This is a genomic window from Streptomyces sp. NPDC046215 (assembly GCF_040646215.1).
GTDB classification, from domain to species: Bacteria; Actinomycetota; Actinomycetes; order Streptomycetales; family Streptomycetaceae; genus Streptomyces; species Streptomyces stramineus.
The window spans coordinates 73,634-96,885 of the sequence record NZ_JBEYZW010000004.1 but is presented as its reverse complement, the minus strand read 5'-3'; the positions used below and the strand labels follow the sequence as shown (position 1 = coordinate 96,885).

Genomic DNA, 23,252 nt, shown 5'->3' with positions numbered 1-23,252 from the left:
TCCGGGGTCGCGCGGGCGGTGTCCTCGTCCGTCCTCAGGCGGTTCTCCCGGCCGCGAGGGACTCCAGCTGGAGCAGGTACAGGGCCAGCGGCTGGAGCCGGCTGACGCGCTGCGGCGCCCCCGGTCCGCGGCCCGCGGCCAGCAGCCGCTGCAGGACCCGGTCGCGGCTGTGCCACCAGTGCCGTTCGCCGTGCAGGGCGTGGCCGAGCAGCCGGGTGAGGTACGCCAGCCGGTGCCCGACCAGGACGAGCGCGGGGCGCTGCGCGGCGGCCGAGGCGAAGCCCAGGCCGGCGTGTTCCGGGAACGCCCGGTGCAGCGCCTGGTCGTGGAACGTGCCGTCGATCAGGAGGCGGTGCGGCACCGAGGCGAGGTGGTCGACGAGCGCGTGGTCGAGGTAGGGGGTGTGGATCACCGCGCGGCCGTCGCCGAGCGCGAAGGGGGCGAGGGCGATGGAGCGCCGGGTCCGGTTCCAGAAGAAGAAGGAGCCGAGCGGGAAGGCGGCGCCGGCGTGCCGGGCCAGCTCCCGCGCGAGCCGGGCCCGGGCCCGCTCCCGGCTCCACAGGGCCCGGGTCCGGGGGCCCAGGAGGTGTTCGACGTGCGCGCCGGTGCGGCCGGCGGCCAGCAGCCGGTCCGCGAGCCCCGGCAGGTCCCTCACGTCGTAGGGGTTGCTCCTGATCAGCTCGATACTGGGGTTCTGCGCCAGCTCGCCGCCGCCGATCCCGTCGTACCACAGGCCGCTGTGGCGGCGCAGAAAGGCCAGCAGGGGCAGGGTCCAGGCGCCGTCCAGGGTGCCCATGCCCTGGGCCGGGCCGGCGGTGACTTCCGCGCGGAACTGCGAGCGCGGCCGGGCTACAGTGCGGTGCGGCAGACCGAGGCGCCCGGCGAGGCGGGCGGCGACGCGGGCGTCGGCACCGGGGTCGGGCGGGAACTTCGCGCCGCTGACGCACAGCCGCGGCGGGGCGCCCTGACGGCAGAGCTCCAGCAGGATGTGCCGGGAGTCCCGGCCACCGCTCAGCGGCAGGACGTACGGCTCCGCGGGCAGCCGGCGCGCCACGGCGGCGCGGAACAGCTCGACGAAGCCGTCCACGGCCTGGGCCGGAGTGAGGGCCGCGGGGCCCGGCACGGGGAGCGCGGGCGCGCGCACGGCGGTCCCCTCGTCCGGGGACCAGGTCAGCGTGGCGGCGGGCGGCAGCGCGCGGACCGCGGCGAAGGCGGTGTCCTCGCCGAGGAAGAAGCCCAGCCGGATGAAGACCGCCAGCGCGTCGTGGTCGAGTGCGGTGCGCTCGCCCGGCGGCAGCAGGGCGAGCGGATCGGGGGAGAGCGCCAGGGAGGAGGCGTCGGTGCGGTAGTACAGGGGGTGCATGCCGTACCGGTCGTTGCGGACGAGCAGGCGTTCCCCGTCCCACTCCCAGGCGGCGAAGACCCCCTCGGGCACGCCCTCGGCCAGGGGGTCCCCGCCGAGGGCGTGCCCGAGCCGCGCCTGTTCGTCGCCTTCGGCCCGGACGCCGCCGGGCGTGGCGACGAGCTGGATCCGGGGCTTCACCGGGCCTCCAGCAGGGGCCGCACGGCGGCCCCGATCCGGCGGGCCACCGCCTCCTGGTCGAGTACGGACTCGGCGAAACCGATCGCGGCCTTCTTGTGCGTCTCGATCGCCGACGGGCGGGTCAGCCAGTCGTCGACGGTCCGGAACAGGTCCTCGGGCGTGGCACAGGCCCGGCCGAGAGCGTGCTCGTGGATCAGCCCGGGCACCCACTGCTCCATCGGCAGCCCCGACTCCAGCATCAGCACGGGGATCCCGAAGTAGGCGGCTTCCAGTGTGGTGTTGGGGCCCGCCTTCGAGACGAGCAGCCCGTACGGTGACCTGGACGCGCGGTCGATGTAGTCGAAGTACTGGGCCTGGGTGAGCCGGCTGTGGAAGCGCCAGTGCGCGAGCCGCTCGGCGCCGGCGGCCGCGCGGCGGGCGAGGCCGGGGTCGTCATAGCCGACGAACACCAGGTCGGTGTCCGGGTGGTGTTCGGCGATGTGGTGCACCAGCTCCAGGTAGACGTCTCCGCCGCGGTTGCAGAAGACGATCAGGCGGGGGCGGCCGGAGTCGGTGTCCCCGCCCCAGGGGCCGGCCGCCGGAGCGGCGGACTCGCTGGTCATGAAGTCACGCAGGTCGTGCTGGGCGACGAGCGGTCCGACCACCTGGACGCGGTCGGGATCACCGCCCGTCTGCGCGAGGAGGTGCTCCTTCGCCCAGGCGAAACCCACCAGCGTCAGGTCGGGATGCGGACTGCGGTGCAGCGGCAGCCGCAGGAGCCCGGGGTTGGTGACGTGGCTGACCACCCGGGTGGGCAGCCCCGCCAGCCGTACCGCGGCCACGCACAGCCGCGCCAGGAAGCCCTTCGTGCCGACCACCACGTCCGGGGCGGTGGAGCGCAGATGCGCGGTGAGCGGGGCCAGATCGGCGATCTGCTCGGGGGAGGGGGCGGTCTCGAAACCGGCGGGAAAACGTTCCTGCAAGCGGGCCATCAGAGCCATGTAGCGCCGGGTGCGGGCGGTCGCGTCCGGGCTCTCCAGGGAGATCGTGCGGATCTCGGCACCGGCCTCGCCGAGCCAGGGCAGGATCGGCTCCGCCTCCAGCAGGGTCACTTCCGCGTCGACGGCGCCGCGCAGTACCCGGGAGAACCGGGTGGCGGCGAGGTAGTTGCCGAACTCCCCCCACGTCCGCGGGGACAGCACCTGGATGTGCGGGCGGTCAGGGCGCACGGTGGGGCTCCTCGGTGAGGTCGAGGCATGCGGGGGACGGGGTGTGCGTGGGCAGCGCCTGGTACCAGAGCTGGTACGCCAGGAGCGCCCACAGCTTGCGCGAGGTGTCGCGCCGGCCGCTGAGGTGGTCGTCGGTCAGCAGCCGCACGGCACGGCTGTCGAACAGCCCGCCGCGGTCCAGCGCGGGCGCGGACAGCGTGTCCAGCAGCAGCGGGCGCAGCTCGCCGCGCAGCAGGGCGGCGAGCGGAGCCCGGAAGCCGAGCTTGGTGCGCCGCACGATGTCCGGCGGCAGCCAGTCGGCGGCGATCCGGCGCAACAGGTACTTGCCGGTGAAGCGGCGCAGTTTCAGCGCGGTGGGCAGCGTGTTGCCGTACTCGACGAGGTCCAGGTCGAGGAAGGGGGAGCGCAGTTCGAGGGCGCTGCGCATGCCGCCGCGGTCCGTCTTGGTGAGGATCACGTCGCGCAGGAAGTGGGCGACGACGGCGAGCTGGCTGCGCTGCACGCCCGTCAGGCCCGGCTGACCGGCCAGCAGCCGGGAGACCTCGGCGAAGGGGTCGTGCCCGGTCAGGGCCGCGCGGGCGTCCGGCCGCAGCAGTCCGGGCAGTTCGGCCGGCCGGAAGGGGGCCGTGGACAGGTAGAAGCGGTGCTCGGGCGCCGCGCGCAGCCCGCGCGCCAGCAGGGCCAGAGCCGCGGCGGCGGGCAGGTTGCCGGACCGGGCCGGCAGCCTGCGCACGAGGGCCCGCGTCAGAGCTTCCAGCCGGGGAGCCGGCATCAGCCGCAGCAGCGTCCCGATCGCCCGCTCGGCCTGGAAGTACCGGTAGCCCAGGAGCAGCTCGTCGGCACCGTCCCCGGTGAGCACCCCGCGGACGTGCTGCCGTGCCGCCCGGCAGACGATGCGGGTGGGCAGCAGGGAAGGGTCGGCCAGGGGCTCGTCGGTCCGGGCGTACTCCGACTCCACCACGGCGGCGAGTTCACGTCCCCCGATGCGGACGACATGGTGCTCGGTGCCCAGGTGCCGGGCGACCGAGCGGGCGTGGGCGCTCTCGTCGAAGTCGGGGTGCTCGAACCCCGCGCTGAACGTCAGAACCGGGCGCTGAGGTGAGAGTTGCTGGGCTACGGCGGCCACCGCGCTGGAGTCGAGACCCCCGCTCAGCAGCACGCCGAGCCGGAGCTCGGTGCTGGTGACCCGGCGGGCGACCGCGGCTCGGAACAGCTCCTCGAAGCGGGCGGCGGCCTCTCGCGTACCCGGCGTCCGCGCGGCCGCCGCCAGCCGCGGCCGCCAGAACTCCACTTCGCGCAGCCGGCCGCCGGAGTGCTCCAGGAAGCTGCCGGGGCGGACCTTGTGCACCCCGGTCACCGCCGAGCCGGGCGCGCAGAACGCCTGGAGCGTCAGATAGCCCGCGAGGGCCCGGACGTCCGGGGTGCGCGGGGCGTCGGGATGGCGCAGCAGCGCGGTGAGCTCGGAGGCGAAGGCGATCCCGCCGGGTATTCGCGCGTAATAGAGCGGCTTCTTGCCCATCGGATCGCGGACCAGCACCGTCGTCGCGGTGCGCGCGTCGCGCAGCACGAAGGCGTACATGCCGCGCACCCGCTCCAGCACCTTCATGCCGTGCCGTTCGTACAGCTCCACGAGCACCTCGGTGTCACCGCGCGTGCGCAACCGGGCTCCCGAGGCGCGCAGTTCCCGGCGCAGCTCCTCGTGGTTGTAGATCTCCCCGTTGAAGACGATCGCGGTGGCTCCGCTCGCGGAGACGAACGGCTGCCGGTTCCGGCCGGGGTCGACGAAGGTCAGGGCGCAGTGCGCGAAGGTCACGCCCCGGTGGTGGCACCAGTTGCTGCCGTCGGGGCCGCGGTGCGCCACCGCGGCCAGCATCCGCCCGGCCGTGGCGCGGGCGGCCTCCGAGCCGCCGGTGATGTCGCTGAATCCCACGAAGCCGCACATGCCGGCTACCCCCGGTGGGTGGGCGCCATCCCGGCCGACGAGGCGGTCTCGTGCGGCGGGGTCCTGGCGAGCGAGTGCCTGGCCCACTCGATCTGCGTGGCCAGCCCGGCGCGCAGCTCCGTCCGCGCGGTGAAGCCGAGGCGGTTCCGCGCCCGCCCGACGTCGGCCGTCGTGGCCCGCACGTCGCCGATGTGCGCCGGGCCGTACCGCGCGTCGGGCGTCCTGCCGGTCAACTCGCCCGTCAGGACGAGGACTTCGTTGACCGACGCGGCACGTCCGGTGCCGATGTTCACGACGCCGCTGCCCTTGCCGGGTGCGGCCGCGGCGAGCAGCAGCGCGCGCACGATGTCCGACACGTGGACGAAGTCGCGGATCTGGGTGCCGTCGCCGTAGATCTCGATCGGCCTGTTCTCCAGGGTGGCGCGGATGACCCGGCCGATGAACATGTCCGGGCGCTGACCGGGGCCGTAGACGGTGAAGAACCGCAGGGCGTTCACCGAGAGGGCGGCGTCGCGGCGGGCGGCGTAGGCGAGGGCGAGCCGTTCCGCGGCGAGTTTGGTGACCCCGTAGGGGGACAGCGGGCGAGGGAGGTCGTCCTCGCTCATCGTGCCCTCCGCGCCGCCGTACACGCTGGAGGACGAGGCCATGACCACGCGGGGCACGCCGGCGCGGACACAGGCGTCCATGAGGCGCTGGGTGGCCAGGACGTTGCAGTGGAGATACTCCGGGAATTGCGTCCAGGACGGTCGTACCCCCGGTAAAGCGGCTAAATGGAAGACGGTGGCGGCATTTTCCAGACAGGCGGAAAGATCCGCGGAGGCGAGATCGGCGTTGATCGCGCGGAGGGCTCCCAGCCCGGCGGACGCCGGTATGTCAGCGGTGGCCCAACTCGCTTTGCGATCGATTCCCACCACGTCGGTTCCGCCGCGCCGCAACACCTCCACGAGGTGGGAGCCGATGAAACCCGCGGCACCGGTGACCACCGCTTTTTCCACGGTTTCGACCCCGTCGTACGCGTCACCCGACATCGAGTATCCCCCTTGGTTCCGTCGGCATCCGGTCGTTCAAGGCGGTGCTCCGTGCTGGCGCTGCCCCGGGCGTCGGTCCACTGCGGGTACGGGAACTCATCCGGCCCGGACACAGGCGGGCGCCGGCGAAATATGGCCGATATCGGCTGGTGCGCAGCGACGACATGCAAGGCGAATGGCCCGGAAGACCCGTGGAGTCTAACAGTGCGATGAATCAGCAGCAACGGCTTGCCGGAGCGCGATAAAACGACACCAAACGGCTGATCATATTCCGCATGCTGCCGTCCCATTCCCGGCCCGGGCCGAAACTCCGTATGCCGAGTTGAGCAAGGCACGCGTCATTCCCAACGCACGGGAACGAACTTTATGCTGAGCCCTTCCGCGGTCCGGCGCCCGGGGGAGGGACGCGTTGGCAGGCAGCCCGTTACGGCAGCTCTCCGTACTCTTCCGCTATCTGCGCGGGGAAAGGCCGTCCGTCCTCCTCCTCGCGGTGCTCGTCCCCCTGGGGATCGGACTCCAGCTGGTGGCACCCCAGATGCTGCGCCGGTTCATCGACCACACGCTGTCCCAAAGCCCCTCCGGCCTGCTGCTCGCGGTCGCCGCCTGGTACCTCGCGGCGGCCCTCGGGCTGCTCCTGGTCACCATCGGCTGCGACGCCGTGGCCGCGCGGCTCGCCTGGCGCACCACCAACCGGCTGCGCACCGACCTCGTGGCCCACTGCCTGCGCCGCCCCTCCGGCTTCTACCAGCGCCACCCGCCCGGTGAACTCGTCGACCGCGTCGACGGCGACGTCACCCGACTCGCCGCCGTCATGTCCACGCTGGTCCTCGAAGTCCTCGCCCAGATGCTGCTGGTCCTCGGCATCCTCGGCGCCCTCTTCCAGCTCGACCGGCGCCTGGCCCTGGTCTTCGCCCCGTTCGTCGCAGTGACCCTCCTCCTGCTGCGCCGGCTCGTGGGCAGGGCCATGCCCTTCGTCGCCGCCCGGCAGACCTCCTCCGCGCAGCTCCTGGGCTTCCTGGAGGAACGCCTCACCGGCGCCGAGGACCTGAGGACCAACGGCGCCTCGGCCCACACCCTGCGCGCCCTGGAGACACGACAGGCCGACCTCTACCAGCGGGCGCGCCACGCGGCGCGGGTCTCCGTGCGCTGGCCCGCCACGGTCCAGGGCCTGTCCACCGCCAGCGTGGTCCTCGCCCTGGCCGTCAGCGTCTGGCTGCACGGCCGCGGACAGCTCTCCACCGGCACGGCCTTCGCCTGCCTCTCGTACGCCATGCTGCTGCGCCGCCCGCTGCTGGCCGTCACCACCCGCTTCCACGACCTGGAGGAGGCCGCGGTCGCCGTGCAGCGCCTCCGGGAACTGCTGCGCCAGGACGACGCCACCGTACGCACCGGCACCCGCCGCCTGCCCGCCGGACCGCTGGGCGCCCAGCTGGACGGCGTGTCCTTCTGGTACGACCCCGGCGAACCGGTCCTGCGCGACGTCTCCTTCCGGCTGCGCCCCGGGGAGCGGCTCGGCATCGTCGGCCGTACCGGCAGCGGCAAATCGACCGTCGTGCGGCTGCTGTTCGGACTGCACCGCCCCGTGAGCGGCCGCGTCAGCCTCGCCGGCCAGGACGTGGCCGGACTCGACACCCGGGCGCTGCGCAGCCGGGTCGCCCTGGTCACCCAGGAGGTGCAGGTCATCCACGCCACGCTCCGCGACAACCTCACCTTCTTCGACCGCTCCGTCGACGACCGCCGGGTGTGTGCCGCACTGGACGAGGCCGGACTCACGGACTGGCGGCGCGCACTGCCCGACGGCCTGGACACCGTCCTGGGCGCCGGAGCGCGCGGGATGTCCGCCGGACAGGAACAGCTCCTCGCGCTGGCCCGGGTGTTCCTGCGCGACCCGGCCGTGGTCCTGATGGACGAGCCGACGGCCCGGCTCGACCCGCACACCGAGCAGCAGCTCATGCCCGCGATGGACCGGCTCCTCGAGGGACGGACCGCCGTCGTCGTCCAGCACCGGCCGCACGCGCTGCGCACCGTGGGCCGCGTCCTCGTCCTCGACGCGGGGACGGTGGCCGAGCACGGGGAACGGGCCGAGCTCGCGGCCGACCCGGCCTCGCGCTTCCACGCGCTGCTGCGCGCCGGCTGACGGGCGGGAGGGTGGCCGGCATCGGCGCAGGGGGAACGTTCGGCCGGCTGGGGGCCGTGCTGCGCGGCTCGGCGGGCGCGTACTGGACGCTGACGGGGCTGTGGGTGCTGCTGCGGGCCGGGACGCTGGCGGTCGGGCTCCTGTTCCAGCGGCTGTTCGACGAGATCGGCTCCGGCGGCGGGGTCTGGCCGCTCATCGCCTGGGTGGCCGCCATCGAGGGAGCCCGGCTGTGCCTCCAGTTCGGCGTGATGATCAACCGGCTGGAGCCGCGGGTCCAGTACGGCACGACGGCCCGGCTGCGGCGGGAACTGCTGGGCTCCGCCCTGCGCGGCCGGGGAGCCGCGGCCCGCACCACCCCGGGGGAGGCCCTGCGGGTCGTGGGCGAGGACGTCGAGGAGACCGGCTTCTTCGTGGCCTGGGCGCCGACCAACCTCGCCCACTGGCTGTTCGTCATCGCCTCGGTCACCGTGATGATGCGGATCGACGCGGTGGTCACGAGCGCCCTGCTGGTGCTGCTGGTCCTGATCACCGTGGTCACGGCCGCGGTCCACGGCCGCTTCCTCCGCTACCGGCGTGCCACGCGTAGCGCGTCGGCCGAGGTCGCGGGCGCCCTGCGGGAGGCGGTCGGGGCCGTGAAGGCGGTACAGGCGGCGACCGCCGAGGACCACGTGGCCGCGCACATCGACCGGCTGAACGCGGCCCGCGCGAAGGCGGCGGTGCGCGAGGAACTGTTCGCGGGCGTGCAGCGGACCGTGATCGGCAACGCGGCCCCCCTCGGCGTCGGCCTCGTCCTGCTGCTGACGGCGGGCCGGGCGCACAGCGGGACCTTCAGCGTCGGGGACCTGGCCCTGTTCACCTTCTACCTGCAGATCCTCGCCGAGGCACTGGCCTCGATCGGGATCCTCTCGGTGCGGCTGCAGCGCGTCTCGGTGGCCCTCGGCCGCATCACCGACTTCCTCGGCGGACGACCCCGGACGCCGGACGAGGAACCGGCGCCCGCCCCCGCGCGGGCACCCGGGTTGCGGGAGCTGACCGTCCGCGGGCTCACCGCACGGCACCCCGGCTCGGAGCGCGGCATCGAGGACGTCGACCTGACCGTGGTGCGCCACTCCGTCACCGTGATCACCGGCGGCGTCGGCTCGGGCAAGTCGACCCTGCTGCGGGCCGTCCTCGGCCTGCTGCCGCACGAGCGGGGCACCGTGCTGTGGAACGGCGAACCGATCACCGACCCCGCGGCCTTCCTGGTGCCCCCACGCTGCGGCTACACCCCCCAGGACCCGCACCTGTTCAGCGGATCGCTGCGGGACAACGTCCTGCTGGGCCTGGACGACGGCGACGGGGACGGGTACGGAGACGGTGACGGGCACGGTGACGGGGACGGGGACGGGGACGGAAGGACCTTCGAGGACGCCGCGCACACCGCGGTCCTCGCCCCCGACCTGGCGGCCATGCAGGACGGCGCCGACACCGTCGTCGGCCCGCGGGGCCTCAGACTGTCCGGCGGTCAGCTCCAGCGGACGGCGATCGCCCGGATGCTGGCTCGGCGCCCCGAACTCCTGGTCCTGGACGACGTCTCCAGCGCCCTGGACCCCGCGACCGAGCAGCTCCTGTGGAGCAGGCTGCTGGACGGCTCGGTCACCGTCCTCGCGGTGTCGCACCGGCCCGCGCTGCTGCGCGCGGCGGCCCGGGTGGTGGTCCTCAAAGACGGGCGCGTGGACGCGGCGGGAACGGCACAGGAGGTGCTGGCCGAATCGGCCGAACTGCGCCGGATTCAGGCGGATCCGGGGTAGGCGCGGCGTCACTCAGCCACGCGGCGCGCCGAGCTCCGCCCAGATCCCGTCGAGCGCCTCGACGAACCGGCGGATGTCGGCGGCCTCGTGCACGGCGGAGGGCGCCACCCGGAGGATCTCCTCGCCCGTCGGCACGCTCGGCGCGTTGACGGCCTGCACATAGACGCCGTGCCGCTCCAGCAGCAGCGCCGACATCGCCTTGCACAGACGGTCCTCGCCGACGAGGACCGACACGATGTGGCTCTCATCGGACAGGAAAGGGATACCCCTGTTCCGCAACAAGCCGTGCAGCACCGCCGCATTGGCCGCGAGCCGCTCGCGTTCCCGCCGGGAGCCGCGCAGGTGCCGGACGGCGGCGAGCGCGCCGGCCGCCACCGCGGGCGGCAGTGCCGTGGTGAAGATGAACGAGCGGGCGAAGGCCCGCACCGCGTCCATCAGGACGGCGGGCCCGGCGACATAGCCGCCGGTCATCCCGAAACCCTTGGCCAGCGTCCCCATGACCACGGTGAACGCGGGGGCGAGGCCCTCCTGCGCGGCGATGCCGGCGCCCTCGGGACCGTACATGCCCACGGCGTGCACCTCGTCCACGAACGTCACCGCCCCGTACCGCTCGGCGATCTCGGCGATCTCCGCGAGTGGCGCGATATCGCCGCGCATCGAGTGCACGGACTCCGTCACGACGAGTTTGGGCCGCTGCGGATCCACCCCGGACAGCAGCTTTTCGAGATGGGCGCAGTCGTTGTGCCGGTAGATGAACTTCTGGGCTCCGCTGTGCCGCAAACCGTCGATAATGGACGCGTGATTCAACTGGTCGGAGAACACGGCACAGTCATCGATGCGGCCGGCCAGCACGGAGAGCGCGCCTTCGTTGGCGGCGTACCCGGAGGTGAACAGCACCGCGTCCTCCTTCCCGTGCAGTTCGGCGAGCTCCGCCTCCAGCGCGACGTGGTAATGGTTCGTCCCGCCTATGTTGCGCGAACCGCCGGAGCCGCCCCCGCATTCGTCGACGGCACGCTTCATCGCGGCCAGCACGTCCGGGTGCTGGCCCATACCCAAGTAGTCGTTGCTGCACCAGATCGAGATCTCGCCATGGTCAGCCGTATCGGCCGACGGGAAGCGGCCCGCGATGCGGCCGAGCTCCAGAAACTCCCTTTTCCGCTCGGCCGTCTCCTGCCCAAGGCGTGCGAAGAAATCCATGTACTCGGACATGTCTCCTACTCGCTTTCTGTCGCTTTCCCTCCGGCGCGCCTCATCGTAGGATGCCCCGCGGACCCTGCACAGTGCGCCGTCGCACGAAAGCGGAGTATCGATGACCGAATGTGAAATCCCCCTCCCGCGGATTCACACGGCATTTTCCGGCTTCTCCGGCTGTGCCGGAATACCCGGGCCGCGCCGATGAGGGGCGGTGCCACGCTCTCGGTGGCGGACGTGCTCGCGGACTCCGCGACGCGCTGCCCCGGCCGCACGGCGCTGGTGGCCGGTCACCAGCGCCTCTCGTACGGCGACCTCTGGCTGGCCGCACGCCGGTACGCGGCGGCGCTGCGCGAGGAGGGCATCGGCCCCGGCGACCGGGTCGCGCTGCTGCTGTCCAACACGCCCGCCTTCCCGACGGCGTACTTCGGTGTCCTCGCGCTCGGCGCGACCGTCGTACCGGTCAACGCGCTGCTGAAAGCGGACGAGATCGCGTACATCCTCCGGCACTCGGGGGCCCGCGCCCTGCTGTGCGCGGGGTCGCTCCTCGGCGAGGGCGAACGAGCGGCGAACCGCGCGGAGGTGCCGCTCCTGACCGTGGAGGCGGACGACGGCGCGAGCGGGGCGGCACTGGACACGCTCGCGGCCCGGGCCACGCCGGTCGAGACCCCGGTACCCCGCGCGCCGGACGACACCGCGCTGATCCTCTACACCTCAGGTACCACGGGCCGCCCCAAGGGCGTCATGCTCAGCCACCTCAATGTGCTCCTGAACATCGACACGACGATGCTCTCGCCCTTCGCCATGCACACCGACGACGTCCTCCTCGGCTGCCTGCCCCTGTTCCACACCTTCGGCCAGGTCTGCGGCATGGGGACGTGCTTCCGCGCCGGCGCGACCCTCGCCCTGATGCCCCGCTTCACACCGGACGGCGCGCTCGACCTGATGGTGCGCGAGGGCTGCACGGTTCTCATGGGCGTGCCGACGATGTACATCGCGCTGCTGGAGGCGGCGGCTGCGGACGCCCGCCGACCGCCGCTCGCCCGGGCGTACTCCGGGGGTGCGGCGCTGCCGGTCCGGGTACTCCAGGACTTCGAGACGACCTTCGGCTGTCCTGTCTACGAGGGTTACGGCCTGACCGAGACCTCCCCTTGCGTCACCTACAACCAAAGCGCCTGGCCCCGGCGACCGGGCACCGTGGGCAAGCCGATCCGGGGCGTCGAGGCGGAGATAGCCCGGGCCGGTACCGAGCACGAGATCGTGCTGCTCCCACCGGGCGAGGTCGGCGAGATCGTGGTCCGCGGCCACAACGTCATGATCGGCTACCTCGACGACCCCGCGGCCACCGCCGCCGCCCTCGTGGACGGCTGGTTCCGCTCGGGCGACCTCGGGATGAAGGACGCCGAAGGCTACCTGACGATCGTCGACCGCAAGAAGGACATGATCGTGCGCGGTGGGTACAACGTGTACCCGCGCGAGGTCGAGGAGGTCCTGTCCCGCCACCCGTCCGTCGCCCAGGCCGCGGTGATCGGCGTCCCGGACGCCCGCTACGGCCAGGAGATCCACGCGGTGATCGTCCCCCGCCCCGGCGCCGCGCCGCACGCGTCCCTCGCGGCGGACATCATCGCCTGGAGCCGTCGGCGCATCGCCTCCTACAAGTGCCCGCGCCGCGTGGAGTTCGCCGCTGCCCTCCCCCTGGGCCCGAGCGGGAAGGTCCTCAAACGGGAACTCGTCGCCCTGCTCGGAGCGGGGACGGGTGACCAACTTCCGGACTGAGGTGCTGATTCCGTTGTGCCGGGGCCGGGTGCGTCATGGCCGGGTGCGGCGGGGCTTTGCCGCTAGTGAGGTCGCCGGGTCGAGGAGTCGGCGGACAGGTGCCACCCCCTGGGAATGATCATGACGTGGGTTAGCCTGAAGATCTTCTACACCTGTAGCCGGTGCGAAGAGGACGCTGATCCGCAGGGACGTGTGATCTCCGGTCGACCTCACCCCTGGCGGAGGCTGCGCACCGGCGTTAGCCCAAGAGAGGAAGAACTTGCCTACCACGTCACTGCGGATTCCCACCCCGGACGGACAGTCCGACGCTTTCGCCGCCTTTCCCGACGGAGGCGAACGGCACCCGGGTGTGCTGCTGTACACGGACGCCTTCGGCGTCCGGCCCGTGCTGGAGGAGATGGCCCGCGAACTGGCCGGGCACGGGTACTACGTGCTCGTCCCCAACCTCTACTACCGCAACGGCCCGGCACCGGTGGTCGAACTCCCCGAGCACATCGGGGAAGAGGACCGGCCCGCGCTCATCGCCGAGCTGATGCCCCTGATGGTGGCGCACACCACCGAACGCATCCTGAGCGACGCCGACGCCTACCTCGCATTCCTCACCACCCGGCCCGAGGTCAGCGCCGGACCGGTCGCCGTGATCGGCTACTGCATAGGCGGCGCCTACGCGATGCGCACCGCAGCGGCCCACCCCGACCAGGTGGCCGCCGTCGCCGGATTCCACCCCGGGCCCCTGGTCACCGACGCGCCCGACAGCCCCCACCGCCTCGTCTCCACGGTCACCGCCGAAGTCCACCTCGGCATCTCCGAGAAGGACCAGGCGGCCGAGGCCCCCACCGAGCTCTACCAGGCCCTGGACGCGGCAGGGGTCAGCCACACCACCGAGATCTACCCCGACACCGCCCACGGCTTCACGATGTCCGACACCGACGCCTTCAACCAGGCCGCACTGCGGCGCCATTGGGACCGACTGCTTCCCCTCCTCGGCCGCACCCTCACCAAGAGCTGAAAAGCGGCGCCGGCGACGTCCCCGCCGGGGTTGCCGGCGCTTCGGCCTTGCTTCGCCCATGCCCCTGTGCGTGACGCTGGTCGGCGGGGTGCCGGAGTGATCGAACCCTGTTCACCTGTCGAGAGGAGCCCCCCATGGTGCCGACGTACCAAGACGGCGTATCGCGCCGGGACGGCCGGCCGACCTTCGTGCTCGTGCACGGCGTGCACAGCAGTTCCTACGCCTGGTCGCCCGTTCTCCAGCGACTCGCGCTGCTCGGGCACCGGGCGCTCGCCGTTGACCTGCCGGGCCACGGCCCGAACGCCGGCTTCCCGCTTTCCTACCAGGCACCGCAGGATCTGGAGGCTTTCTCGGCGCAGCCCTCGCCGCTGGCCGGGGTGAGCTTGCAGGACAACGTCACCCACGTCGTGGAGGCGGTGCGCCGGGTCGCGGAGTACGGGCCGGTGATCCTGGTGGGGACCAGCGGCGGTGGGGCGACCATCAGCGGTGTGGGCAACACGGTGCCCGATCTGATCAGCCGGATCGTGTACGTCTCCGCGTGGTGCTGCGTCGAATTGCCGAGCGTGGCCGACTATCTGGCGACTCTGGGGCACCGTGACATCGCCTCAGCCATGGTCAACTGGCGTTCGGCCGACCCGCAGTTCCTCCTCATGACCAAGGAGGCTCTGATGGCCGACGCGACCGACGAGCAGTTCCGTGCCTTCCTGAACATCCTTGAACCTGCTGACTCCGCGCGCGTCCTCACTGATGACGCCCGCGTCCGGGCTGACACGTGGGGACGGATCCCCCGCGCCTATATCCGCTTCTCCCTGGACCGGGCGATCCCGCTCGCCATGCAGGATCGAATGATCGCCGAGGCCGACGCGCTGACGCCGGAGAACCCTTTCCAGGTTCACACGGTGGACACCAGCCATGTCGGCGTGCAACTCCGCCCTGGCGAGATAGCCGAGATCCTCGACAAGCTCGCCTGAGAGATGCCCCGCTTTGCCTGCCCACGCGATCCGAATGCGAGCACTTTCGACGGGCCCCGGCACCCAACGGTTTTGCGTACCCGTGCGAACCGGACCGGTGAATCTTAAGGGAAGGAAACCACCGAGGCGTCGGACCGAACTCGGTAAAACGAGCCGGACGCCGGCCGGCGGTGACAGCTCCGCTTGCCGCCGCCGCGGCGGCCTTTCACCGATCACCGGATCGTTGTGGGCGGATGGCGCGATGGGCGAGAACAGGGCCGAGGTCGCTCACCGACCGTCCCACGAACGAGCTATGGCGATCACGCGGCGGCATACCCCACAATGCGGAATCAGTCCGGCAATTATTGCCGGAAGGCCATCAAGGGGGAGGAACACCGATGAACCCTCTGAGAGGAGCCGCGGGAGCCGTTCTCGCCGTCGGACTCGGGTTCGCCGCGGTCGGCTGGACCGCGCCGTCAGCCACCGGCGTTCACGCCGCACCGTCCACGCGGGTTCTCACCGACGTCGGCTGCAAGGGGCCCACCTGCTCCGGCCAGGATCCTCATGCCATGCAGTGCTCCACAACGGGTGACGTGCTGACCCTCGAACACCAGGAGTTGCAGGGCCGCACGATCAACCTGCGCTGGAGCCGTGACTGCCAGGCGGCCTGGGCGGAGCTCACCGGCGGGATGCCCGGAGACGACGCCCTCGTCCAGAACAGCACCGGCGAGACCCAGCACCGGTCGATCGTCTCCGGTTCGACGACGTACTCGCCGATGGTGAACGACGAGAACCTCACCGTCCGCGCGTGTGTGACCCTCCGGTCCGGCAGCCAGAAGTGCACCCTGCATCACTGACCGCGAATAACGGCTGCCGTCACCACCCGCTCCGTCCCCGTTTTCAGCGCGTCGCCCGCTCCGCCGCCTCTCGGGTGATGTCGGCGTAGAAGCGGAAGAGGGCCGGGCGGGCTTCGCCGTGGTCGTGGTCGCGGCCGCGCAGGGCCGCCCAGCACCGGGCGACGAGCTCCCGGGCCTCGGTGCCCGGCCAGGGGCGCGGGAGGAGCTGAGGCGGCAGCAGCGGGTCCGGCTCGATGGCGCGGGTGAGCTCGGCGGCCAGTTCGACCGCGATGGTCAAGAGAGCGGAGGGGGAGAGCGCGGCAGGCCCGGTGAGACGGGCGAGCCGGGGCCGGGCGACGCGGCTGAGGCGGTGGTAGCGGTCGGCGATCTCCGCCAATGGCCATAGCTCGCGGGCGAGTTCGTCAGGAGCGTGAGTGTCGCCCCGGCGCAGGTCCGTCGTGGTGAGGAGGGTGAGCGCGCCATGGGCACCCAGCCGGTGAGCTGCCTCTTCGATGTACGGTTCCCAGGTGTTGGCGCAGACGTACAGGCCGTTCTGCAGCGGGGCGCCGCCGAGGTGGACGAGCGTCTCGCGCAGGGAGTCCCGGGCGGCCCGCGCCGATTCGGGCACCGCGAAGGCGGCCAGGTGCCAGACGCCGTCCCAGGGTGCGAGCCCGGCGTCCTGCTGGAACGCGTGCCGGAGGAAGTCCGCGTTGGGGGCGAGGGCGCGCGTGGTGTCCGCGGTCGCGTGGAGTTCCGCCTTGCGGCCTCGGCCTTCGTGGGTGAACCGGCCTTCGGCCACGAGTCGCTTGACGCACAGCCGCACCTGCTGGTCGCTCATGCCCAGGGTGTTGGCGACCGTGTACAGCTCGTCCGCGCTGACGGTGCCGTCCTCGCGGATCAGGGCGTGGACGAGCATGCGGGTGGGGATCTCGACGTGGTCGGTCACGGCGTGCTGAGCCCCTTCGTCTCCTTCGTCCCCTTGGGCTCGACGGGGCGACGCATGGTGGTCACCGCGCCGAACCCCATGAGCCCGCGCAGGTAGGGCGTGCGCTCGGTCCGTACGGCCGTGAAGCCGAGCCGCTCGTACAGGGCCCTGGCGCGCGGGTTGGTGTCGATCACGTCCAGCCTGATCTGCCGGCAGTCCTGCTCCGCCGCTACGGCGGCCACTTCCTCGATGAGCAGGCTCCCGACGCCGCGGCCGCGTATGCCCGGGGCCACGGCGATGCCGTCCATGACGAGCTGTCCGGGGTCCGGGCGGCGTTCGAACAGGGCGAGGAAGAGGAGGCGGTGCAGCCCTCGCAGGTGCCCGTACGCACGCAGCACGGCGGAGGCCGAGCCCCCGGTGAAGGCCCGGCCGCCGAGCTGGTAGCCGGCGAGGCCGACGAGCTGCCCGTCGAGAAGCGCGCACACGGCGCGATCGGCGTTCAGGTGATCGGCGAGGAAAGACACCGCCTTGTCCGGCGGGTTCAGGGCGGGGCCGAGCTTGCGGCCGAAAGCGTCCCAGTACAGCTCGGCCGCCCGCCGTTCGGCTCCGGCCGGAACGCCCCGCCGGACGCTGACCGGTCCGGTGCCGGTGCCTGCTGTGCCCAGTCCCATGCCGTGCCCCCTTCGTCGCTGTAACCTCGACTCAAAACTATCACGAGCAGGACGGTCGTACGTGAAATGATAGTTTTGATGGAGTGCAGAACCGAACAGAGGCGGTCCGATCTCATGGGTCCGAAGATCCAGCCCCGACGCCGCGGGCTCCGCATCACCGTGTGGTCACTCGTCACGGCCCTGGCCGTGACCGCCGGCCTCGTCGGCGTGGTGCTGTGGCAGAACACCTACGGCATGGACGAACAGCGGGTCTCGATCCGCCACGGGGGCCACACCCTCAACGGCTTACTGGCCACCCCCAAGGGCGACCGCAAGCCCCACGGCCTGGTCGTGTACGTACACGGCGACGGCCCCGTCGACGCCACTCACGACGACGGTTACCGGCCCATGTGGGAAGCGAACGCCGCGGCCGGATACGCCTCCCTTTCCTGGGACAAGCCCGGCGTCGCGGGTGCCCCCGGAGACTGGCTCGCCCAGTCCATGGACGACCGGGCCGACGAAGCGGCAGCCGCCATCGCCTGGGCGCGTACCCGCCCGGACATCGACGGTGACCGGATCGGGCTCTGGGGTGCCAGCCAGGCGGGTTGGGTCCTGCCGAAGGTCGCCGCCAAGACGCGCGTGAGCTTCGTCATCGCCGTCTCGCCCGCGATCAACTGGCTCCGGCAGGGCCGCTACCACCTCCTGGCCACGCTGCGCGCCGACGGGGCGTCAGCGGACCGAACCGAAGCCGAGATCACCAGGAGCGATACGACCCGCCGACTGCTCGCGCGCCGCGCGACGTTCGAGGAGTACCTGGCGGCCATGGGCGATGACGTGGACGGCATGACCGCCGGCCGCTGGGGCTTCATCTCCAAGAACTACACGGCGGACGCCACGCAGGACCTCCGCGCCTTGCGCGGCATACCGGTGCTGCTGACCCTCGCCGGTCATGACATCAACGTGGACACCGCTGACACGGACCGCACCTACCGCAAGGTGCTGGGCGCGAGTGGCGCACTGACGGTCAAGCGATACCCGGACGCGGCGCATTCACTGCTCAAGCAGTCCGTCGAGCAGTCGGACCTCAAACTCACGCTGACCGCGCTCTTCTCCCCGCGGGCTCTTTTCGCGGACAGGTTCCTGGGCGAGCAGCGACAGTTCTTGAAGGACCGCGGCCGAGGAAAACATGACGCTTGAGCTATTCAGTAGAGGGGGAAGGCCCGGCCCCCCCCGGATGCCAGGGTTCGCGTTCGCCACGGAACGCCGCCGAGGCGGGGGAGAGCGCCCCGCGCCGCAGCTCCTCGGCAAGACCGGCAGCCGTGAGGGCACTCAGTGCGGTGCCGCCGAGGAAGGCGGCGCCGAGTTCCACCGCCGTCAGCCGGAGGCCGGCTGGAGCGGTCGTGGGACCTCAGGTGACGCTCCCGGCTTCCGTCTGTAGCCGGTGGCGCCCGCTGTTCCACGGGCAAGGCGCGAACTCTGCTCGGCCACACAGTGCGACTGGAACTGAGAAGCAGTCATCGGACATGTGCACAGCGCGCCGGACTGGGCTGCCGCCCGCGCGAGGCAGCCCGGTCGGCCGCGCAGCGGTCTGCGCTCCCTCCCTGCTTGACCGCCTTCAGAGGCGCCCCTAAATTTAGAGAGGTCTCTAAGATGCGGAAGGGACGGGCGGATATGCCGACGGTTGCAGGCGGTCTGCGTGAGCAGCACAAAGCTCGACGACGGGGCCGTATTCTCGACGCGACGCGCGAACTCCTGCGGGACAGCCCCGAATCGGTGATCAGCACCGAGCGGATCGCCGAGCGGGCGGATGTCGCCCCGGCCACCGTGTACAACTTGATCGGACCGCGGGACAAGATCTGGGAAGCGCTCGCTGCCGCGTTCATGGACGAACTCGGAGCCCGGCTGGCGGAGTTGGAGCCCGGCGATTCGCGGGAGGTCGTCAGGTCGACCGTCCGGCTGTTCGTGAGTGACCCGGTGGTGTCGCGTCGCATGGTGCGCGAGTGGGAGGACAGCGGCCTCGTGCTCGACCGCAGCCCTCTCACCCAGCTCCGCCAGGCGATGGCGGAGGCGCGGACGAAGGGCCTCCTGCGGGCCGACATCGACACTGACGCGTTGGCCGCGGTTGTCGCCGCTTCGTGCGTGGGTGCCCTGCATCAGTGGGTCGCCGCCCTGATCGACGACGACCGGTTCCTCGCGCGTGCTCTGTTCGCGCTGGACGTCGCGCTCGCCGCTGCGGCCGCGGATCCCCACCGCGATCAGCTGCTGGCGCCACTGCGCATCCGAGGCGCGGTATGACGGCCGGCGCCCTGCCACGGCACCGAAGCTTCGTGGGCGGCGACGGGGTCCTGCTGGCGGCGGATGTGTGGGGCGAGGCGTCCTCGCCCCCTCTCGTCCTGTTGCACGGCGGCGGTCAGACGCGACACGCATGGCACCGGGCCGGCCCTCGACTGGCCGCGCTGGGGTGGCGAGTCATCGCCCCTGACCTGCGCGGACACGGCGCCAGTGGATGGTCGGCCGGTGGCGACTACGGCCTCGACGTGTTCGCCGAGGACGTCCGGGCGCTCGTCGCCGAACTCGGCGACCGGCCCGTGCTCATCGGCGCCTCGCTGGGAGGTCTGAGTGCGCTGCTCGCCGCCGGTGAGGCGCCCGGGGCGGCCATTCGCGCTCTGGTGCTCGTCGACGTCGCCCACCGGCCGGATCCCCGCGGGGTCCGCCGGATCGTCGCCTTCATGAGCGGCCGGCCGGACGGCTTCGCCAGCCCCGGGGAAGCGGCCGCGGCGGTCTCCGCCCACCTGCCGCACCGCCCGCCTCCGGACGACCCCGAGGGGATCCGGAAGAACCTGCGCCGCCAGGGTGACCGCTGGGTCTGGCACTGGGACCCCCGGATACTGGGCAGCTTCGAGGGCCGGATGGACCCGCCCGGCATGGCCGAGCGCCTCCTCGGCGCCGCGCGTCACGCCGACGTGCCGACCCTGCTCGTCCGCGGCGGGATCAGCGACGTGGTGCGCGAAGACATCGCCGAGGAGTTCTGCGAGCGGGTTCCCCGAGCCCGGCGCGTCGACGTGGCCGCCGCGGGGCACATGGTGGCCGGCGATCGGAACGAGCACTTCCTCGATGCGATCCTGCCGTTCCTGGAGGAGATCGAGTAGGCCGTGGGAGCCCGGCCGGGGGAGTGCGTGCTGCTCAGCTGAGCAGCACGCGTGTGTGCGGAGACGGGCCGGCCCCGTTCACGTACCGGCCCGAAGCGCGCGGACTGTGCCTATGTATCGCGAGGCGGGACACCTTGCCGGACTATGAGGGCGGCTACGAGGCACACGGCCCCGGCGACCGCCATTCCGGACGAGGGGCCGAGGGCTGACATCACCCCGGTGGCAGCGGCCAGGGTGAACGTTTCCAGGCTCATCCGCGTCGTGCCGAACATCGCGGCGCCGGCTCCGCCGCGCTGGGGGGGGGACGTACTTCAGCGCTTGCCCGTCCGGGACACCTTCGGTCAGCCCGAGGCACAACCCGATGACCCCGGCCGCGACGAGAAGGGCGGTGGGCCGGCTCGTCACCTGCAGGACGGCGGCTGTGATGGCGCAGGCGAACAGGGAGCTTGTCACCAGAGGCCGGGCCAGCCGGCGCGCGAGACGGGAGGCGAGGAGCGGGAGGACCGTCGACGGCACGGTCAGGAGGCTGAGCATGGCCGCCGCCCGGCCCGAATGCATGCTGCGGGCTGCGCCGAGCTGCGGGAGCACGGTCAGTCCCACCACGAGCATGCCCATAAAGGCTCCCGTCGCCACCGCGTACGCGCGATAGGCGGGGATCCGCAACAGATCCACGGGGATCGCGGGGTCAGAGGCCTGCCGTTCCACTCGGAGCAGGCAGGCGGCACCGGCTGCCGCGAGGACGATGAGCCCGGTCGGCGCCCACCACGGGACACCCGCGCCGAAGCCCAGCCCGAGTGCGGTCACCAGGGCGGCGACCACACCCCCGAAGAGGACGGCACCGGCAAGATCGAACTTCTGGTGCAGCCCGGGGCTTCGAAGGCCCGGAATCCCGATCGTGGCCACGGCCGCGAGTGCGGCCACGGCCCCTGGCGCGACGAAGACGAGCGGCCATCCTCCGACGGCCATGAGGGCCTGGGAAACGACCGGACCCAATGCGAGGCTGCCGCCCAGCACGGCGCCCGTGTAGCCGTACACGCGACGGCGCTCCTCCGGTGGATACACGGCCAGGACCATCGAGGAGCCACCTGCGGCACACATCGCTGCCCCGACCCCGCCGATCGCGCGCAGGGCCACCAGAGACCACAGGTCCGGGGCGAGGGCGGACAAGACCCCGGTGGTTGCGACGACGATGTTGCCGACGGCGAAGAAGCGAGTGCGGGTCAGACGATCCGCCATCGCCCCGGCCGGCAACAGGGCCGCGGCGAACAGCCCGTTGTACGCGAGGACGATCCACGGGCCCAGGGCGGCTGTGCCGGGCAGTTGGGCGGTCACATCGGGAACAGCGGCCGTGGCGCCGGTGATGGCGAGCGGGAACACGGCGGTGGAGACGAGGTCGGCGACGAGGACACGCCGACGTTGACGAAGAGACAAGGTGAACATGGGGTGCGCTCCGGAACAGCGAAATCCGAGCGCCACGAAGGCGCTCCTGGCCAAGTGGTCAGGAGCGACGGCGAGAACGGGAGTTTTGCGCCGTCGCTCTCAGCGACGGCGCACCTTGTCTGTTTTCGGCATGGGCACACGCTAGCAGCGGCATCGGGCGAGCGGTCCGGCGCGGGTGCTGCCATGGGCGGTGGCCATGGCAGCACCCGCATGCCCTTTGGGTGGGCCGCCTGCGCGAAGGCTCGCCGCAACAGGAGGGGAACGCGGGAGAGGTTAAGCCCAGTTGCCCCGTACCCGTGTCATCGTGACGCCATGAACATCAACGTCCGCCCGGCTTCGGCCTTCGGGGATGTCCGCGCCGTGCTCGGCCCGAAGTCACCTGAGGCCAATGTCTGCTGGTGCCTGAGCTATCGGATCCCTTCCAAGCTCAACAACGAGCTCCGGGGACGGGCACGCGGGGAGTACGTCGCCGAGCTGTGCGGTGCGGAGCCTCCTCCGGGAGTCATCGCCTACGACGGCGACGAGCCGGTCGGCTGGGCCGCCGTCGCACCGCGCTCCGACACCTCCTTCGCGCGCAACCGTAAGATCCCGCACGTCGACGACCTGCCGGTCTGGTCGCTGTGGTGCATCCGCGTACGTCCTGGCCACCGGAAGCAGGGCCTTTCGCACGCCCTCATCGCCGGCGCGGTCGATTTCGCCCGCGCCCACGGCGCACCGGCGATCGAGGCGTACCCGCTCGACAACGGTGACGCCAGGGTCGACCTGACGATGGCGTACGCAGGGATCCGGAAGAACTTCGAACGCGCCGGGTTCGTCTACGCCGCCGACACCACGTCGGTGCTGGCCGGTCATCCCCGGGTCCTGATGCGGTTCGACCTGCGCTGACAGACCTCACCGGGAGGTGCCGTCGCCGGCTCCTCGTCTGCGCGTACACGATCGCGCAGAATACCGCTGGATCCACCGACGGCGCCGTCCGGCCGCCCTGGTGACCCACAGACACGGCGGGTGCTCACGCCCGCGACGGCCGGAGGTCAGTCGCCGGTGCTGAGGGCGTCCAGGTGCCGTCGCAGTACCTGCCGGAGCAGCTGCGGCGGATAGCGGTCCGGCAGCAGCGTCGCCTGGAGATTCAGACCGTCCAGGAGAGCGGCCAGCCGCGTGCTTTCCAGGTCGACGTCCATGTCGCTCGGCAGCCCGCCGGCGCGCTGAGCTTCGTGCAGCACGCGCGACATCAGAGTGTGCAGGTCGGCCTGCATAGCGGCGGCGCAGGGCCGCAGTTCGGGGCGGGTGTGTGCTGCTGTGGTGAAGGCGAGCCAGAGTGCGGACTCCTGGCGGCGGGCCTCGTCCAGGGGGAGGAACTCGGCCAGGAGCTCTTCTGTCGCGGCCCGGCGGTCGGTGCGGCCGTCGGGAGCCAGCAGCCGTTCGGCGTGGGTACGGATGCGGTCGCCGATGCGCCGGCTCAGCTCCCCCATCGTGAAGGTCATCAACTCGTCGTGGTCGGCGAAGTAGTGGCGGACCGAGCCGACGGCGAGTCCGGCTTCATCGGCAACGTTGCGCAGCGACGCGTGCTCCAGCCCATGCCGGGCGGCGACGCACAGGACTGCCTGCGCTACCGCTCTGCGGCGGGCCGCGGGGTCGACGATCTTTGGCATGTTGCCTTTATAGCACGACTGGGCTAATA

The 23,252-nt window shown here is 71.9% G+C and carries 19 protein-coding genes; 10 read left to right on the top strand and 9 right to left on the bottom strand.

Annotation, left to right across the window (positions count from 1 at the left end):
• Positions 1 to 34: 34 nt before the first annotated feature.
• Genes ABZ951_RS02935 through ABZ951_RS02920 form a run of 4 tightly spaced genes read right to left on the bottom strand, consistent with a single transcriptional unit; the run spans position 35 to position 5,721 of the window.
• Positions 35 to 1,543: an asparagine synthetase B family protein gene (locus ABZ951_RS02935; RefSeq protein WP_344083392.1), complete on the bottom strand. Its 1,509-nt coding sequence runs from the start codon at positions 1,541 to 1,543 to the stop codon at positions 35 to 37.
• On the bottom strand, positions 1,540 to 2,751 hold the full coding sequence (locus tag ABZ951_RS02930; protein ID WP_344083395.1) for a Moenomycin biosynthesis protein MoeGT1: 1,212 nt from the start codon (positions 2,749 to 2,751) through the stop codon (positions 1,540 to 1,542). Before ABZ951_RS02930 ends, ABZ951_RS02935 begins: the two co-directional genes overlap by 4 nt.
• The gene (gene asnB / locus ABZ951_RS02925) at positions 2,741 to 4,681 is read right to left on the bottom strand and encodes an asparagine synthase (glutamine-hydrolyzing) (RefSeq protein WP_344083397.1); all 1,941 of its coding nucleotides are present in this window, start codon (positions 4,679 to 4,681) and stop codon (positions 2,741 to 2,743) included. Before asnB ends, ABZ951_RS02930 begins: the two co-directional genes overlap by 11 nt.
• 17 nt (positions 4,682 to 4,698) lie before the next feature.
• Positions 4,699 to 5,721, bottom strand: a complete 1,023-nt coding sequence (locus ABZ951_RS02920) for an NAD-dependent epimerase/dehydratase family protein (protein WP_344083399.1) — start codon at positions 5,719 to 5,721, stop codon at positions 4,699 to 4,701.
• Positions 5,722 to 6,130: 409 nt separating this feature from the next.
• On the opposite strand from ABZ951_RS02920, the gene ABZ951_RS02915 reads away from it, so the two are divergent.
• Both ABZ951_RS02915 and ABZ951_RS02910 read left to right on the top strand, forming a co-directional pair.
• Positions 6,131 to 7,858 (top strand): ABC transporter ATP-binding protein, encoded by a 1,728-nt coding sequence (locus tag ABZ951_RS02915; RefSeq protein ID WP_344083401.1) that lies wholly within the window; start codon positions 6,131 to 6,133, stop codon positions 7,856 to 7,858.
• Positions 7,859 to 7,869: 11 nt separating this feature from the next.
• Complete coding sequence (locus ABZ951_RS02910) at positions 7,870 to 9,648, top strand: ABC transporter ATP-binding protein (RefSeq protein WP_344083403.1); 1,779 nt, start codon at positions 7,870 to 7,872, stop codon at positions 9,646 to 9,648.
• Positions 9,649 to 9,660: 12 nt separating this feature from the next.
• On the opposite strand, the gene hemA is transcribed toward ABZ951_RS02910, so the two are convergent.
• Positions 9,661 to 10,857, bottom strand: coding sequence for a 5-aminolevulinate synthase (gene hemA / locus ABZ951_RS02905; RefSeq protein ID WP_344083405.1), 1,197 nt, complete (start codon positions 10,855 to 10,857; stop codon positions 9,661 to 9,663).
• A 186-nt stretch (positions 10,858 to 11,043) separates the two neighbouring features.
• On the opposite strand from hemA, the gene ABZ951_RS02900 reads away from it, so the two are divergent.
• The 4 genes from ABZ951_RS02900 (at position 11,044) to ABZ951_RS02885 (ending at position 15,431) form a co-directional block, all read left to right on the top strand.
• Positions 11,044 to 12,615, top strand: coding sequence for a long-chain fatty acid--CoA ligase (locus tag ABZ951_RS02900; protein ID WP_344083408.1), 1,572 nt, complete (start codon positions 11,044 to 11,046; stop codon positions 12,613 to 12,615).
• 259 nt (positions 12,616 to 12,874) lie between these two features.
• Positions 12,875 to 13,624, top strand: coding sequence for a dienelactone hydrolase family protein (locus ABZ951_RS02895; protein WP_344083410.1), 750 nt, complete (start codon positions 12,875 to 12,877; stop codon positions 13,622 to 13,624).
• Positions 13,625 to 13,758: 134 nt separating this feature from the next.
• Entirely contained in the window at positions 13,759 to 14,595 is an 837-nt protein-coding gene (locus tag ABZ951_RS02890) for an alpha/beta hydrolase (RefSeq protein ID WP_344083412.1), read from the top strand.
• Between the two features lie 377 nt (positions 14,596 to 14,972).
• Positions 14,973 to 15,431, top strand: coding sequence for a DUF2690 domain-containing protein (locus tag ABZ951_RS02885; RefSeq protein ID WP_344083414.1), 459 nt, complete (start codon positions 14,973 to 14,975; stop codon positions 15,429 to 15,431).
• A gap of 43 nt (positions 15,432 to 15,474) precedes the next feature.
• Here ABZ951_RS02885 and ABZ951_RS02880 read toward each other — a convergent pair whose 3' ends face one another.
• Both ABZ951_RS02880 and ABZ951_RS02875 read right to left on the bottom strand, forming a co-directional pair.
• Positions 15,475 to 16,356 carry a PaaX family transcriptional regulator C-terminal domain-containing protein gene (locus ABZ951_RS02880; RefSeq protein ID WP_344083417.1) on the bottom strand — a complete coding sequence of 294 codons (882 nt, stop codon included), beginning with the start codon at positions 16,354 to 16,356 and terminating at the stop codon, positions 15,475 to 15,477.
• Positions 16,353 to 17,006: a GNAT family N-acetyltransferase gene (locus tag ABZ951_RS02875; RefSeq protein ID WP_344083420.1), complete on the bottom strand. Its 654-nt coding sequence runs from the start codon at positions 17,004 to 17,006 to the stop codon at positions 16,353 to 16,355. The genes ABZ951_RS02880 and ABZ951_RS02875 overlap by 4 nt, the downstream gene beginning before the upstream one ends.
• Positions 17,007 to 17,120: 114 nt before the next feature.
• On the opposite strand from ABZ951_RS02875, the gene ABZ951_RS02870 reads away from it, so the two are divergent.
• The 3 genes from ABZ951_RS02870 (at position 17,121) to ABZ951_RS02860 (ending at position 20,134) form a co-directional block, all read left to right on the top strand.
• Positions 17,121 to 18,182, top strand: coding sequence for an alpha/beta hydrolase (locus ABZ951_RS02870; RefSeq protein WP_344083422.1), 1,062 nt, complete (start codon positions 17,121 to 17,123; stop codon positions 18,180 to 18,182).
• 474 nt (positions 18,183 to 18,656) lie between these two features.
• On the top strand, positions 18,657 to 19,280 hold the full coding sequence (locus ABZ951_RS02865) for a TetR/AcrR family transcriptional regulator (protein ID WP_344083425.1): 624 nt from the start codon (positions 18,657 to 18,659) through the stop codon (positions 19,278 to 19,280).
• 32 nt (positions 19,281 to 19,312) lie between these two features.
• A complete protein-coding gene (locus tag ABZ951_RS02860; RefSeq protein WP_344083428.1) occupies positions 19,313 to 20,134 on the top strand; it encodes an alpha/beta hydrolase in 822 nt (273 codons plus the stop codon).
• A 78-nt stretch (positions 20,135 to 20,212) separates the two neighbouring features.
• On the opposite strand, the gene ABZ951_RS02855 is transcribed toward ABZ951_RS02860, so the two are convergent.
• The gene (locus ABZ951_RS02855) at positions 20,213 to 21,628 is read right to left on the bottom strand and encodes an MFS transporter (RefSeq protein WP_361278673.1); all 1,416 of its coding nucleotides are present in this window, start codon (positions 21,626 to 21,628) and stop codon (positions 20,213 to 20,215) included.
• A gap of 258 nt (positions 21,629 to 21,886) precedes the next feature.
• On the opposite strand from ABZ951_RS02855, the gene ABZ951_RS02850 reads away from it, so the two are divergent.
• On the top strand, positions 21,887 to 22,459 hold the full coding sequence (locus ABZ951_RS02850; protein WP_344083434.1) for a GNAT family N-acetyltransferase: 573 nt from the start codon (positions 21,887 to 21,889) through the stop codon (positions 22,457 to 22,459).
• 146 nt (positions 22,460 to 22,605) lie between these two features.
• Here ABZ951_RS02850 and ABZ951_RS02845 read toward each other — a convergent pair whose 3' ends face one another.
• Positions 22,606 to 23,223 (bottom strand): TetR family transcriptional regulator C-terminal domain-containing protein, encoded by a 618-nt coding sequence (locus ABZ951_RS02845; RefSeq protein ID WP_344083437.1) that lies wholly within the window; start codon positions 23,221 to 23,223, stop codon positions 22,606 to 22,608.
• Between the last annotated feature and the right edge of the window lie 29 nt (positions 23,224 to 23,252).